Source organism: Streptomyces sp. DSM 40750 (genome assembly GCF_024612035.1).
Lineage (GTDB): Bacteria > Actinomycetota > Actinomycetes > Streptomycetales > Streptomycetaceae > Streptomyces.
The window spans coordinates 1752243-1765804 of record NZ_CP102513.1 but is presented as its reverse complement, the minus strand read 5'-3'; the positions used below and the strand labels follow the sequence as shown (position 1 = coordinate 1765804).

The 13562-nt window shown below is 70.6% G+C and carries 13 protein-coding genes and 1 pseudogene; 8 read left to right on the top strand and 6 right to left on the bottom strand.

Going from position 1 to position 13562, the window contains the following annotated elements; genetic code table 11:
• Positions 1-17: 17 nt before the first annotated feature.
• From JIX55_RS08005 to JIX55_RS07995, 3 genes are all read right to left on the bottom strand, one after another.
• Positions 18-878, bottom strand: coding sequence for a hypothetical protein (locus JIX55_RS08005; RefSeq protein WP_257562579.1), 861 nt, complete (start codon positions 876-878; stop codon positions 18-20).
• Between the two features lie 136 nt (positions 879-1014).
• Entirely contained in the window at positions 1015-1311 is a 297-nt protein-coding gene (locus JIX55_RS08000; protein WP_257562578.1) for a hypothetical protein, read from the bottom strand.
• A 161-nt stretch (positions 1312-1472) separates the two neighbouring features.
• Positions 1473-2072, bottom strand: a complete 600-nt coding sequence (locus tag JIX55_RS07995) for a class I SAM-dependent methyltransferase (RefSeq protein WP_257562577.1) — start codon at positions 2070-2072, stop codon at positions 1473-1475.
• Positions 2073-2223: 151 nt separating this feature from the next.
• Here JIX55_RS07995 and JIX55_RS07990 point away from each other — a divergent pair, with 151 nt between their 5' ends.
• The 5 genes from JIX55_RS07990 (at position 2224) to JIX55_RS07970 (ending at position 7265) form a co-directional block, all read left to right on the top strand.
• Positions 2224-3000, top strand: a complete 777-nt coding sequence (locus JIX55_RS07990; protein ID WP_257562576.1) for an MHYT domain-containing protein — start codon at positions 2224-2226, stop codon at positions 2998-3000.
• Between the two features lie 53 nt (positions 3001-3053).
• Positions 3054-5591 (top strand): sensor histidine kinase, encoded by a 2538-nt coding sequence (locus JIX55_RS07985; RefSeq protein WP_257562575.1) that lies wholly within the window; start codon positions 3054-3056, stop codon positions 5589-5591.
• On the top strand, positions 5588-6025 hold the full coding sequence (locus JIX55_RS07980; RefSeq protein ID WP_257562574.1) for a roadblock/LC7 domain-containing protein: 438 nt from the start codon (positions 5588-5590) through the stop codon (positions 6023-6025). The genes JIX55_RS07985 and JIX55_RS07980 overlap by 4 nt, the downstream gene beginning before the upstream one ends.
• Positions 6026-6045: 20 nt before the next feature.
• Positions 6046-6462 carry a DUF742 domain-containing protein gene (locus JIX55_RS07975; protein ID WP_257562573.1) on the top strand — a complete coding sequence of 139 codons (417 nt, stop codon included), beginning with the start codon at positions 6046-6048 and terminating at the stop codon, positions 6460-6462.
• A gap of 188 nt (positions 6463-6650) precedes the next feature.
• Positions 6651-7265, top strand: a complete 615-nt coding sequence (locus tag JIX55_RS07970; RefSeq protein WP_257562572.1) for a GTP-binding protein — start codon at positions 6651-6653, stop codon at positions 7263-7265.
• A gap of 19 nt (positions 7266-7284) precedes the next feature.
• On the opposite strand, the pseudogene JIX55_RS07965 reads toward JIX55_RS07970, so the two are convergent.
• A pseudogene (locus tag JIX55_RS07965) lies at positions 7285-7471 on the bottom strand (PPOX class F420-dependent enzyme); the annotation flags it as partial.
• Between the two features lie 95 nt (positions 7472-7566).
• Here JIX55_RS07965 and JIX55_RS07960 point away from each other — a divergent pair.
• Positions 7567-7980 carry a roadblock/LC7 domain-containing protein gene (locus JIX55_RS07960; RefSeq protein ID WP_257562571.1) on the top strand — a complete coding sequence of 138 codons (414 nt, stop codon included), beginning with the start codon at positions 7567-7569 and terminating at the stop codon, positions 7978-7980.
• 128 nt (positions 7981-8108) lie between these two features.
• On the top strand, positions 8109-9146 hold the full coding sequence (locus tag JIX55_RS07955) for a DUF6397 family protein (protein ID WP_257562570.1): 1038 nt from the start codon (positions 8109-8111) through the stop codon (positions 9144-9146).
• 30 nt (positions 9147-9176) lie between these two features.
• Here JIX55_RS07955 and JIX55_RS07950 read toward each other — a convergent pair whose 3' ends face one another.
• Positions 9177-10052, bottom strand: a complete 876-nt coding sequence (locus JIX55_RS07950) for an acyl-CoA thioesterase (protein ID WP_257562569.1) — start codon at positions 10050-10052, stop codon at positions 9177-9179.
• A gap of 19 nt (positions 10053-10071) precedes the next feature.
• The gene (locus JIX55_RS07945; RefSeq protein WP_257562568.1) at positions 10072-12585 is read right to left on the bottom strand and encodes a DEAD/DEAH box helicase; all 2514 of its coding nucleotides are present in this window, start codon (positions 12583-12585) and stop codon (positions 10072-10074) included.
• A gap of 166 nt (positions 12586-12751) precedes the next feature.
• Here JIX55_RS07945 and JIX55_RS07940 point away from each other — a divergent pair, with 166 nt between their 5' ends.
• On the top strand, positions 12752-13546 hold the full coding sequence (locus tag JIX55_RS07940) for a metal-dependent hydrolase (protein ID WP_257562567.1): 795 nt from the start codon (positions 12752-12754) through the stop codon (positions 13544-13546).
• The last annotated feature ends 16 nt before the right edge of the window (positions 13547-13562 follow it).

The following is a 13562-nucleotide window of genomic DNA, read 5'->3' as shown; positions in this document are numbered from 1 at the left end:
CGGTGAGGCACATGGACTCAGTTGGGGCGTACCGCGATCTTGTCGAGGGACTCCAGAAGACCGGGCAGTTCCGGGCCCCGGCCCACCGGCAGCACTTCGCCCGGCTCTTCGTCGAGCAGGACGAACGCGATGTCGTCGGTCCTGGCCACCATCGACCAGCCGGGACCGTCGGCACGGAGCGTCCGCGCATCGCCCGGCGCGAACGAGGAGCGGACGCGCCCGAGCGGCGGCGGTGACTCCACATACGCGCGTGCCTCCGCGAGCACGCGACGGATGCCCGTACGAGGGGTGCCGTCGTCCTTCCCTGCGTCGGTCGTGTTCCCGGCCCCCGTCGCGGCACTGGTTGCCGCCTGGCTCGTGCCGTCCTGCCCGGCGAACGCGTCGTCGGCGATCTGCTCCCGCCACATGGACCACTGCAGCGCGATCTCGTCGGCGCCCAGACGCCGCTGGGCGGGACCCCAGGTGCCCGTGTCCGGCGGACTCAACGGCGGCCGGTCCGAGACCTCCGGGTCGGGGTCGTGCGGAGCGGGCACCCCCGGGGCGGCCACGGCGACCGCGAGCGGCCAGCCGGGCAGCGCGGCCACGACCGAGTCCTCGTCGGGCGACAGGTCGTACTCCATGCCGCAGTCCCACGACGCGATGGCCACGGCGACCAGTGACACGTCGTCGACCGCCACCGTCCACCGGGCGCCGTCGCCGTCCTGGCCCAGGACGATTCCGTACCCGTCGGCGAGCGGTGCGAGATCGAGGGCCGCGCAGGCTTCTGGATAGTCGTCGCCCAGCACACTGGGGAAGTTCGCGGGCGTGAGCAGTACCGCCGTCAGCACATACAGCGCGTCGTCGTCCCCGGCGATGACGGTGTCGTCCGTCCCGGCCATGCCGGCCTCCCATCGCTCTCGCTCGTCCGTCGGCGCACCCTAATGCGCCCGGCGGGCCCTTGTCACGAGCGTGAACCCCGTGCGGAGCTGCAGGTCTCGGGTGGACAGGGCGAATCGGCCGATGACCCTCACTCGTTCAGGCGGCGGGCAGCCCCAGAAGTGACCGTGCCACCGTCTGCGGCGACTCGTCCCGCTCCCGCGCGAGCGCGATGACCGCCCGGCACGCCAGCTCGCTCACCCCGAACGACAGGGCCTCGGGCGACACCCACGTCACGGCCTCGTCGATCTGTTCCTGGTCGTCCTCGGCGCACGCCGAGATGTAGGCGGCGGCCGCCTCGAACAGGTTGTGTGTGCGCTTCGCCTCCCGCGCGGTCGTCTCCGCGCGCGACGAGTCGAGGAATCTGCCGAAGGACTTACGAAGACTGTCGAACATATGGTCTACCTACCCCCCGAGTCGGTATCACAGCTCGTTCGCCTGTTCCTACTCAACGTAGAGACGGAGCTGCGGCCGCAGAAGAGGGGCGGCGTGGTGAAGCGCTGGAACGACGGGTTCAGGATCTGCGCGGCGCGGCCCTCCCGGGGTGGCCCCGGCGCTCAGCCGACGCGTGCGGCGAGTGCGAGGAAACGGGTCTCCTCGTCGACGTACGACGTCATGCGCCAGCCCGAACCGGCCAGCAGCGGACCGAGGTTCTTCTCCGCGCGCAGGTCCTCCGGGGTGATCTGCCGCCCCTGGCGCGCCGCGAGCGCCGCCCGGCCGATGGGATGGAAGAGCGCCAGCGTGCCGCCCGGCCGGACCACCCGCGCCAATTCCCGCAGATTCTCGGCGGGGCTCGGCAGATGCGCGATGAGTCCTGCGGCGAACACCGCGTCCAACGACTCCGTGCGCAACGGGAGCCCGGCCACGTCGGCGAGCAGCAACTGCCCGTCGCGATCCCGCCCGGCCCGAACGGCGGCCTCCAGCATGGCGGGTGTCAGATCGGCCCCGAGCACCACTCCGGAGGGCCCCACGGCGGCACGCAACGGCGTCAGGGCCCGTCCCGTGCCGCACCCCGCGTCGAGCACGCGGTCACCCTCGCGCAGGCCGAGCTCGGCGACCGCGGCGGCGTAGGCGGGCCCGTCGTCCGGGAACCGGGCGTCCCAGTCGGCGGCCCGGGCGGCGAAGAATTCCTGGACGTGTGTGTGGTCGTCGCTCATGCTCCGCATGATCCCTCACCGGCACGACTGAGGAGTGACGCGCACGTTCGGACGGGAGGCGATCGTTCCAGCGCATATATGCGCCATATTTTACCACCTTTCGAAATGCGCCCCCTGTGTGCTCCCGTGCCCCCACTAGCGTCCCGGAGCCATGGGACACCTGGACCACGCCACCTTCGGCTGGCTGACCCCCGTGCTGTCGTACGTCATGGCCTCCATCGGCGCCGCACTCGGACTGCGCTGCACAGTGCGCGCGCTCGGTACCACCGGCAGGTCCCGCCGCAACTGGCTCGTCACCGCGGCGTCGGCGATCGGCACCGGCATCTGGACCATGCACTTCGTGGCGATGCTCGGCTTCGGCGTCAGCGGCACCGAGATCCGCTACAACGTGCCACTGACGATCCTGAGCCTCCTCGTCGCCATGATCGTGGTCTGCGCCGGCGTCTTCGCCGTCGGCTACAGCCGGGACCGCGCCCGGGCGCTCTTCCTGGGCGGGCTCACCACCGGCCTGGGCGTCGCGAGCATGCACTACCTGGGCATGGCGGCCGTACGCATGCACGGCGACGTGACCTACGACCCGGCGCTCGTCGCGCTCTCCGTCGTGATCGCGGTGGTCGCGGCGACCGCGGCCCTGTGGGCGGCACTCCACATCAAGTCGCCGCTCGCGGTCACCGTCGCCTCCCTGGTCATGGGCGGAGCGGTGAGCAGCATGCATTACACCGCGATGTGGGCGGTGCGCGTGGAGGTCACTCCGTCCGGTGAAGTCCTGCCCGGGGCCACGGCGATGCAGTTCATCTTCCCCCTCGCCGTCGGCCTCGGGTCCTACCTCTTCCTCACCTCGGCGTTCGTCGCGCTGTCGCCGACCGCCGGGGAACGCGAGGCATCCGCGTCGGCCCAGAGGCCGGTCGAGAACGCAGCCACCCACTAGCCGCGCCCGACGGCAGTCGAGGACCGACCCGAACCACTCCGAACGAGGAGGCCATGCGTACCGTCCGCAGGACCCCGACAGCCGGCGCCGAGGTGCCGCCCCAGCCCGCGCTACGCGGCCGCCGCGCCCACGCCGGACCCCCGGCCGACGAGCGCCTCGACCCCGACGAGTCCGGTGGTGCCCCGACGACCGGACCGCCCACGCGCGCGGGACGCCGGCACATACGCCCCCGCACCGTCCGGGCCAAGATCGTCTGCCTGCTGATGGTGCCCGTCGTCTCCCTGCTCGCCCTGTGGGCGTACGCCACCGTCACCACCGCCCAGGACGTCGCCCGCTTCCGGCAGTCGCAACGCGTCGACGCCTCTGTACGCGCCCCGGTGGCCGACGCCGTCACCGCACTCCAGGCCGAGCGCGTGGCCGCCGTACGGTACGCCACCCGGCCCTCCACGGAGCGGGAGAGCGCGCTGCGGAGGCTGTCGCAGCGCAGCGACCGTGCCGTCGCCGCACTGCGCCTGGGCGACCGGCACACCGTCGCCGACGGCACCGACCTCCCCGCCGGAGTGGCCGAACGCCTCGCCGGCTTCGTCACCGGAGCCGAACAACTGGGTGCGCTGCGGACCTCGGTGCTCGACCGCCGCACCGGCTGGGCCGAGACGTACGAGCGGTACACCACGACCATCTCCACGGCCTTCGGCGTGGGCGGCGCGCTCACCGGCATCCAGGACGCCGCTCTCGGCTCCGACGCCCGCGTGCTGCTCGAGTTCTCCCGCGCGGCCGAGGCTCTGGCCCAGGAGGACGCGCTCCTGGCCGGTGCCCGCCTCGCCGGTACCCTCGACCGAGAGAGGCTGCGCCTGTTCACCGGCGCCGTCGACACCCGCCGCACCCTGACCGAAGCGGCCGGCGCCGATCTGCGTGGCCCCGAACGAGCCGCCTGGCAGGAACTCGCCGGAGGAGGCGCTTACGCCGACCTGCGCGCCGTCGAGGACGAGGTGCTCGCGAGCCACCCCGGTGCCCAAGCGCTCCACGCCGCTCCCGAAGCCGCCTGGAAGTCCCTCCATGCGCGCGTGCAGGACGACATGCGGGGCATCGAGGCGGACGCCGGTCGTGAGGTCGCCGACCGGGCCGACCCGTTCACCCGGGCCCTGCTCACCCCCGCCGGAGCCGCGGTGCTCCTCGGTCTCGCCGCCGTCGCCGCCTCCCTCGTCATCTCCGTACGCATCGGACGCGGCTTGGTCGTCGAGCTGGTGAGCCTGCGCAACGGCGCCCTGGAGATCGCCCGCCGCAAACTGCCCCACGCCATGCGGAGACTGCGCGCCGGAGAGGAGATCGACGTCAACACCGAGGCCCCGCCCGGGCCACCCGCGGAGGACGAGACCGGCCAGGTCGCCGAGGCCCTCGGCACCGTGCACCGAGCGGCCCTCCGCGCGGCGGTCGAGCGCGCCGAACTGGCCAGCGGCATCTCCGGGGTCTTCGTCAACCTCGCCCGCCGCAGCCAGGTCCTCGTGCACCGCCAACTGAGCCTGCTGGACAGCATGGAACGCCGCTCCGACGACCCCGACGAACTCAGCGACCTCTTCCGGCTCGACCACCTCACCACCCGGATGAGGCGCCATGCGGAGAGCCTGATCATCCTCTCCGGAGCCGCCCCCGGACGCGCCTGGCGCATGCCCGTCTCGCTGACGAACGTGGTCCGCGCGGCCGTCTCCGAAATCGAGGACTACGCGCGCGTGGAGGTACGACAACTCCCCGAGGCGAAGATCGTCGGCACCGCGGTCGCCGACCTCACCCACCTCCTGGCCGAACTCGTGGAGAATGCCGCCCAGTTCTCGCCGCCCCACACGCGCGTGCGGATCACCGGGGAGCCGGTCGGCAACGGCTACGCCGTGGAGGTCGAGGACCGGGGACTCGGCATGGGCAAGGAGACCCTCGCGGAGGCCAATCGCCGGATCGAACAGTCCGAGGCCCTCGACCTGTTCGACAGCGACCAACTCGGCCTGTTCGTGGTGAGCCGACTCTCCGCCCGCCACGGCATCAAGGTCCACCTGCGGACCTCGCCCTACGGCGGTACCACCGCGGTGGTCCTCCTCCCCACCACCCTGCTGCACAGCGGCGTGACGGAACGTTCCCCCCGGGCTGCCGCCGAAGCGCGCCCGCAGCCCGAGGAACGCGCGTACGCGCGCGTGCCCGCAGCCGTGGCTCAGGAACCCGTCGCACAGTCCACCGACCGGCGCGCGCTGATGGCCCCCGTCGCCTCCGCCAGGCAGACCACGACGGACGGTCCACCGGAACCGCCGCCCGGCGTCACGACCCTGCGGCCCCACCGCCCCTCGCCGGAACCGGAACGCACCGACGAACTGCCGCGCCGCGTACGCCAGGCCAACCTCGCGCCCCAGCTGCGCGAACAGCCAACCGGGCAACCCGCGCCGGCGGAAACCCTCCGGGCGGACGACGCACGCACTCCGGAACTCGTACGAGACCGCATGGCGGCCTACAGCGACGGCTGGGCGCGAGGCGGCGGCAGGGCACCCGGCCGAGGCGTCACCCACAGCCCCGCGACGGGCAGCGACAGCAGCGAAGGAGACCCCGCATGATCCAGGACCCGAGCACCAGGGCCACCGAGCGGTCCGGTGAACTCGACTGGCTGCTGGACGACTTGGTGATGCGCGTACACGAGGTACGGCATGCCGTGGTGCTGTCCAACGACGGACTCGCGGTCGGCGCCTCCAACGACCTCGAACGCGAGGACGCCGAGCACCTCGCCGCCGTGGCCTCCGGCTTCCACAGCCTGGCCAAGGGAGCGGGCCGGCACTTCGGCGCCGGCGGCGTACGCCAGACCATGGTGGAGATGGACGACGGCTTCCTTTTCGTGGCGGCCGCCGGAGACGGCTCCTGCCTCGCCGTTCTCACCTCCGTCACCGCCGACATCGGGTTGGTGGCCTACGAGATGGCGCGGCTGGTGAAACGCGTCGGCGAGCACCTCCGCACACCGACCCGCGCCGGCGCGCGCCCGCCCGCGGCCGGATGACCCAGGGACGGGCCGTGCTCATGTCCGAGGGCAGCACAGGCGCATCGCACGAGCCGCCGGGCAGTCAGTGGTACGACAACGAGGCCGGGCCGCTCGTCCGCCCCTACGCCATGACGGGCGGCCGTACCGAGCCCGGTCCGAGCGGGGTCAGTTTCGACCTGATCGCGCTGGTCTCGCTCGACACCGGCGCACCCGGCGTCGACGACGACACCTCACTCGGTCCGGAACACCGCACGCTCATCGAACTGTGCCGTAGCGAGACCCAGTCGGTCGCCGAGCTCGCCGCGGGCGCCGACCTGCTTGTCGGCGTGGTGCGGGTGCTCCTCGGCGACCTCCTGGAACGGGGCTGCGTCACCGTCAGCCGCCCCGTACCGCCCGCGCAGCTGCCGGACGAGCGGATCCTGCGCGAGGTGATCGAGGGACTCAGGGCGCTGTAGATGAACAATCACCCGGGCCCGTCCCGTACCGACTTGTGCATCAAACCGGACACCGAACAGGTACGAAACAGTCGGTGGCACGAAATAGCGGTCCAACGGCACACAGAAGAGCGGCAGTTGCCATGATGCTGACTCCGCACAGCCCTACTGCTGTCGACCGCGGCCCACACTCCCGAGAGAAGTGATCGATGGTCTCCGAACACTCCGAACACTCCGATGCGGCAGACGGCGACACGGGCGCCCTGGCGTTGAAGATCCTTGTCGCCGGCGGATTCGGCGTGGGCAAGACCACCCTGGTCGGCGCAGTCAGTGAGATCAGGCCGCTGCGCACCGAGGAACTCCTGAGCGAGATGGGCCAGTCGGTGGACGACACCGACGGGGTGGACCAGAAGGTCACCACCACCGTCGCCATGGACTTCGGCCGCATCACCATCAGGTCCGGGCTCGCGCTCTACCTGTTCGGCACGCCCGGGCAGGACCGGTTCTGGTTCCTGTGGGACGAGTTGGCACAGGGAGCGTTAGGCGCTGTCGTCCTCGCGGACACGAGGCGACTCCAGGACTGCTTCCCGGCCGTGGACTACTTCGAGCACCGGCACATCCCTTTCGTGGTCGCCGTCAACTGCTTCTCGGGAGCCCGCGCGTACGGCGCCCACGACGTCTCCCGCGCTCTCGACCTCGACCAGGGCACTCCCGTGGTCCTCTGCGACGCCCGGGACCGGGACTCCGGGAAGGAAGTGCTGATACGGCTCGTCGAGTACGCCGGACGGATGCACACCGCCCGGTTGCTCGACTCCGTGGGATGAACGGGCGGCGACAGCGGCCCCTGGCCGGTTTCCGTCCCTTGACGCTGTTGTTTCCGGTGTTGAAGAGCGCGGGGTCGCTGTCCGGCGAGAACCGGATCGGCATGATGTGAGGGCGCCCGTCAGCGCGGACGGCCGCCGATTCCGCCGGTACGAGTTCCGTGCGAGACGAAGGCCCGCCAATCCTTGTCGGTCATCTTCCTCGCCATGTCCCCATCCTGCTTGCTCCGACGGCACCAGTGGGGAAGGCTGAATCGTCGGATCCTCCTAGCCAGGGGGGACGACGAAACGGGGAGTACGAACAATGGTGCAGAACGCGGGCCTCGGTTGGCTGCTGGACGACCTGACCGAGCGCGTGGAACCCATACGGCACGCCTTGGTGCTGTCCAACGACGGACTGGTCACTGCGGCGAGCACCGGGCTGCGGCGCGAGGACTCCGAGCACCTCGCCGCTGTCTCGTCGGGACTGCACAGCCTGGCCAAGGGCTCGGGCCGTCACTTCGGCGCCGGTGACGTACGGCAGACGATGATCGAGTTCGACGACGCGGTGCTGTTCGTCACCGCGGCCGGACCAGGCAGCTGCCTGTGCGTGCTCAGCGCCGCGGAGGCGGACATCGGTCAGATCGCCTACGAGATGACCCTGCTGGTGAACCGCGTCGGTGAACACCTCCGAGTGGACGCCCGACAGCCGGAACATTCGGCAGCGATGGATCGCTGACCTGCGGGTTTCGCTGTCGCGGCCGAGTTATCCACAGGCCCGCCACGACTTTCGGCGAACGGGCTACGGTTTTTCCCGAGGCGAGCGCGAGACCAGCGCGAGCACGACACCGCACGGGGGAGACCGCCATGTCCGGCAACACCATCACGCAGTCCGCCACGCACGCCACGACCACCGAACCCAGCACCACACTCACCACGCCGATCGTCGCCCCGGCACCGGTCGGGACGAGCGGTCGCACCCTCGCACTGAGCCGTGCCGCACGTGAACTGGGCCTGAAACGGGGCGAGCTCGACCTCGCCGTGCAACTCGGATGTCTGCGCACAGTCGTCGACGACGGAGGCGGAGGCCGTCGGATCACCCGGACGGAGATCGACCGGCTCCGTGCAGAGAAGGGCTTCGCGGAAGCTCTGCGGAAGCGGGTCGAGACCGCGGGCTCCAAGGTTGCCGGCGAGATTCTGGGCGTGCCGGTCGCCCGGTTCATGCGTCTCGCGCGGCTGGGGATGGTCACACCGGTCACGTTCCATCTGAACCGCTACCACGCCGTGGTGTGGCTGTATCTGGCGGAGGAACTACGGCAGTTCGCGGCCGACGAGGCGAACGCCCGGTGGCTGAAGGGCCGTATCCCGGAGGAGCTGAGGGCCCAGCTGGACGCGGGGCTGGACCTGCGCCCCCGGAACTGGCGAGGACGTCATCTCGGATTCCTGCTGCGGCAGGCCGACGACCCCTGGAGGCGCGCCGCAGCCCCGGCCTCTCTCCTCGATCCGCTCCAGGTCGCGGAGATCGTCAAGGACCCCTACGAGCGGGCTTACTTGGACCGCCACCGGCCCGCCGAGGCCGACCACGGCGTACCGGACTCGCCCGCCGCCCGGATCACCGCGCGGATCATGACGGCGGACGACCCCGATGAGATCGAGTGGTTGCGGACGGACCTCCAGCAGTCCCTCATCGAGGCCCGCGCCCACCGGCTCGCGCCGAGGCCCCGGCGGAAGGTGCCGGCGCCGGCACCTTCCGCCGGGCATGAGGCACCCCTCGTCGTGGCCGCACGGCATGCGCCGCACCTGCCCGACGGCGTGAGGCGTCCAGAGAAACGGCGGCCGCCGACGGCCACAGGCTCCAAGAGGCGACGAGGCCTGTTCGGGTGGCTCCGGCGCAGACGCCCCTGACCGGTAGGTCGGCCGCGGAGTGACCGTCGGTCAGGCGCCGAGCTTCCGGAACAACCCCTCCTGGACGACCGACACGAGCAGACGCCCCTCGAGGTCGTAGATACGGCCGCGCGCCAGCCCACGGCCGCCCACCGCGATCGGGGACTCCTGGTCGTACAGGAACCACTCGTCCGTGCGGAACGGCCGGTGGAACCACATGGCGTGGTCCAGCGACGCCATGTCGAATCCGCGCGGTCCCCACAGGGGTTCCACCGGGATGCGGACGGCATCCAGAAGGGTCATGTCGCTGGCGTACGTCAGCGCGCAGGTGTGGACGAGCGGGTCGTCGCCGAGGGGGCCCACGGCCCGCATCCACACCGCGCTGCGCGGCTCGGCGTTCTCGACCTCCTCGGGGGTCCAGCGCAGCCGGTCGACATACCGGATGTCGAAGGGCTGACGGCGGGCCATGCGCTCCAACTGCTCGGGGAGCGTACCCAGATGCTCGGTGATCTCCTGCGTCACTGTCGGCAGCGACTCGGGGTCCGGCACCTTACGGGCCGGCGGCAACTGGTGCTCGAAGCTTCCCTCTTCGGGCTTGTGGAAGGAGGCGGTCAGATTGAAGATCGTGCGGCCCTGCTGCACGGCGGTGACCCGGCGCGTGGTGAACGACCGCCCGTCGCGGACCCGCTCGACCTGGTACACGATCGGCACCCCCGGACGGCCCGGGCGCAGGAAGTACGCGTGCAGCGAATGCACCGGCCGGTCGCCCTCCGTGGTACGCCCGGCCGCGACCAGGGCCTGGCCGGCGACCTGGCCGCCGAAGACCCGCTGCAGGGACTCCTGCGGGCTGCGCCCACGGAAGATGTTGACCTCGATCTGCTCCAGGTCGAGCAGGTCGACGAGCCGCTCGGCGGGGTTGGTCGTCATGTACTGGCCTCTCCTGTGCTCACAGCTGACCGACGTCGGTGACCTTGACGATGGCGCGTCCCTCGGCGTCGGAGGCCGCGAGGTCGACCTCGGCGCTGATGCCCCAGTCATGATCGCTGTTCGGGTCGGCGAAGGTCTGGCGGACGCGCCACAGCCCGTTCTGCGGCTCCTCCTCGATCATCAGCAGCCGGGGGCCGCGGGCGTCGGGACCGGTGCCGAGCTCTTCGTACTCGTCCCAGTACTTGTCCATCGCCTCGCCCCACCGCTCGGCGTCCCAGCCGGACTCGGCGTCCATCTCGCCCAGCTCGTCCACATGGTCGAGGGCGGCGAGCTCGACACGGCGGAACATGGCGTTGCGGACGAGGACGCGGAAGGCGCGCGCGTTGGAGGTGACCGGCTTGACCTGGTCGGCCTTCTCCTGCGCCTCCTCGGCCGTCATCGTCTCGGGGTTGGCCAGCTGCTCCCACTCGTCGAGAAGGCTGGAGTCGACCTGCCGCACCATCTCGCCGAGCCACTCGATCAAGTCCTGAAGGTCCTCCGACTTCAGGTCGTCGGGGACGGTGTGGTCGAGGGCCTTGTAGGCGCCGGCGAGGTAGCGCAGCACGATGCCCTCGGTGCGCGCCAGCTCGTAGTAGGAGACCAACTCCGTGAAGGACATGGCCCGTTCGTACATGTCCCGGATCACCGACTTCGGCGACAGCGGATGGTCACCGACCCAGGGATGACTCTTGCGGTACGTGTTGTACGCGTGGAAGAGCAGCTCTTCCAGCGGCTTGGGGTAGCTGACGTCCTGGAGCCGCTCCATGCGCTCCTCGTACTCGACACCGTCCGCCTTCATCGCGGCCACGGCCTCACCGCGCGCCTTGTTCTGCTGGGCGGCGAGGATCTGCCGAGGATCGTCCAGTGTCGACTCGACGACGGACACCATGTCCAGGGCGTACGACGGCGACTCCGGGTCCAGCAGCTCGAATGCGGCCAGCGCGAAGGTGGACAGCGGCTGGTTGAGCGCGAAGTCCTGCTGGAGATCGACCGTCAGACGGACGATGCGGCCCTCGGCGTCCGGCTGGTCGAGCTTCTCGACGATGCCGCCGTCGAGGAGGGAACGGTAGATCGCGATCGCGCGGCGGATGTGCCGCAGCTGCTGCTTGCGGGGCTCGTGGTTGTCCTCCAGCAGATGGCGCATCGCCTCGAAGGCGTTGCCCGGCCGGGCGATCACCGACAGCAGCATCGTGTGGGTGACCCGGAAGCGGGAGGTGAGCGGTTCCGGGTCGGAGGCGATGAGCTTCTCGAACGTGTTGTCCGTCCAGCCGACGAACCCCTCGGGGGCCTTCTTGCGGACCACCTTGCGGCGCTTCTTCGGGTCGTCGCCGGCCTTGGCGAGCGCCTTCTCGTTCTCGATGACGTGCTCGGGCGCCTGCGCCACCACGAAGCCCGCCGTGTCGAAGCCGGCTCGTCCGGCGCGGCCCGCGATCTGGTGGAACTCACGGGCCCGCAGCGTCCGCACCCGGCTGCCGTCGTACTTCGTGAGCGCGGTGAACAGCACTGTGCGAATGGGGACGTTGACGCCGACGCCGAGCGTGTCCGTGCCGCAGATGACCTTCAGGAGACCGGCCTGGGCCAGCTTCTCCACCAGGCGCCGGTACTTGGGCAGCATGCCGGCGTGGTGCACACCGATGCCGTGCCGCACGTAACGGGAGAGGTTGCGGCCGAACTTGGTGGTGAAGCGGAAGTTGCCGATCAGCTCGGCGATCTGGTCCTTCTCCTCCCGCGTGCACATGTTGATGCTCATCAGCGCCTGCGCCCGCTCCACGGCCTGCGCCTGCGTGAAGTGCACGATGTAGACGGGAGCCTGCTTGGTGGCGAGCAGCTCCGTGAGCGTCTCCGTCAGCGGGGTCAGGACGTACTCGTAGGAGAGCGGCACCGGACGGGTCGCCGAGCGGACCACCGAGGTGGGGCGGCCGGTGCGCCGCGTGAGGTCCTTCTCGAACATCGCGACGTCGCCGAGCGTCGCCGACATCAGGATGAACTGGGCCTGCGGCAGCTCCAGGATCGGGATCTGCCAGGCCCAGCCGCGGTCGGCCTCAGCGTAGAAGTGGAACTCGTCCATCACGACCTGGCCCACGTCGGCGTGCTTGCCGTCGCGCAGCGCGATGGACGCCAGCACCTCGGCGGTGCAGCAGATGACGGGGGCGTCGGCGTTCACCGACGCGTCGCCGGTGAGCATGCCGACGTTCTCGGTGCCGAAGATCTTGCACAGCTCGAAGAACTTCTCCGAGACCAGCGCCTTGATCGGGGCCGTGTAGAAGGTGACCTCGTCCCGGGCGAGGGCCGCGAAGTGCGCGCCCGCCGCGATCATGCTCTTGCCGGAGCCGGTGGGCGTCGACACGATCACATTCGCGCCGGAGACCACCTCGATGAGCGCCTCCTCCTGATGCGGGTAGAGGGTGAGACCGCGTTCCTGGGCCCACGACTCGAAGGCTTCGTAGAGGGCGTCGGGGTCGGCGGTCTTCGGCAGCTGATCGATGAGGGTCACGTCCCCATCTTGCCTGCCCGCGCACCCGAGGGGGGAATCGGATGCCGGACCGAAGATCGCGAACGCTACGCTGTGGCGCCGACGGAGCGTCAGCGCACATCGACAACTGGACAGCGGCTCAAGGCGACTGGACAGCGGCACGAACGGAATGGGACAGGGCATCGCCATGATGGGACCAGCACACTCACTGTCGGGAGCCGCGGCCTGGCTCGGCGTAGGGGCGGCAGCTGCCGCCGCCGGGCACACGATGCCCTGGCCGGTCCTCCTGGTCGGTGCGCTGATCTGCGCGGGCGCCGCGCTCGCTCCGGACCTGGACCACAAGGCGGCCACGATCTCGCGGTCCTTCGGTCCGCTGTCGCGCTGGGTCTGCGAGATCGTCGACAAGCTGTCCTACGCCGTCTACAAAGCGACGAAGAAGCAGGGCGACCCGCGCCGCTCGGGCGGGCACCGCACGCTCACGCACACCTGGCTGTGGGCGGCACTGCTCGGCGCCGGCGCCTCCGTCATCGCGATCACCGGTGGCCGCTGGGCCGTGCTGGCCATCCTCTTCGTGCACATGGTGCTGGCCATCGAGGGGCTGCTGTGGCGGGCGGCCCGAGGTTCGAGCAGCGATGTGCTGGTGTGGCTGCTGGCCGCGACCAGTGCCTGGATTCTCGCGGGTGTCCTGGACAAGCCGGGCAACGGGGCCGACTGGCTGTTCACGCAGCCGGGCCAGGAGTACCTGTGGCTCGGGCTGCCGATCATCCTCGGCGCGCTGGTGCACGACATCGGGGACTCGCTGACCGTGTCGGGCTGCCCGATCCTGTGGCCGATACCGATCGGGCGCAAGCGCTGGTACCCCCTGGGCCCGCCGAAGGCGATGCGGTTCCGGGCCGGCAGCTGGGTGGAGCTGCGGGTGCTGATGCCGGTGTTCATGGTGCTCGGGGGTGTGGGCGCCGCAGCCGCGCTGAACGTCATCTGAGGCGTGATCCTCACGC

Excerpts from the sequence above, each read along its gene's own strand:
- JIX55_RS08005 (WP_257562579.1), bottom strand. The coding sequence starts at position 878 with ATGGCCGGGACGGACGACACCGTCATCGCCGGGGACGACGACGCGCTG.
- JIX55_RS08000 (WP_257562578.1), bottom strand. The coding sequence starts at position 1,311 with ATGTTCGACAGTCTTCGTAAGTCCTTCGGCAGATTCCTCGACTCGTCG.
- JIX55_RS07995 (WP_257562577.1), bottom strand. The coding sequence starts at position 2,072 with ATGAGCGACGACCACACACACGTCCAGGAATTCTTCGCCGCCCGGGCC.
- JIX55_RS07990 (WP_257562576.1), top strand. The coding sequence starts at position 2,224 with ATGGGACACCTGGACCACGCCACCTTCGGCTGGCTGACCCCCGTGCTG.
- JIX55_RS07985 (WP_257562575.1), top strand. The coding sequence starts at position 3,054 with ATGCGTACCGTCCGCAGGACCCCGACAGCCGGCGCCGAGGTGCCGCCC.
- JIX55_RS07980 (WP_257562574.1), top strand. The coding sequence starts at position 5,588 with ATGATCCAGGACCCGAGCACCAGGGCCACCGAGCGGTCCGGTGAACTC.
- JIX55_RS07975 (WP_257562573.1), top strand. The coding sequence starts at position 6,046 with ATGTCCGAGGGCAGCACAGGCGCATCGCACGAGCCGCCGGGCAGTCAG.
- JIX55_RS07970 (WP_257562572.1), top strand. The coding sequence starts at position 6,651 with ATGGTCTCCGAACACTCCGAACACTCCGATGCGGCAGACGGCGACACG.
- JIX55_RS07960 (WP_257562571.1), top strand. The coding sequence starts at position 7,567 with ATGGTGCAGAACGCGGGCCTCGGTTGGCTGCTGGACGACCTGACCGAG.
- JIX55_RS07955 (WP_257562570.1), top strand. The coding sequence starts at position 8,109 with ATGTCCGGCAACACCATCACGCAGTCCGCCACGCACGCCACGACCACC.
- JIX55_RS07950 (WP_257562569.1), bottom strand. The coding sequence starts at position 10,052 with ATGACGACCAACCCCGCCGAGCGGCTCGTCGACCTGCTCGACCTGGAG.
- JIX55_RS07940 (WP_257562567.1), top strand. The coding sequence starts at position 12,752 with ATGATGGGACCAGCACACTCACTGTCGGGAGCCGCGGCCTGGCTCGGC.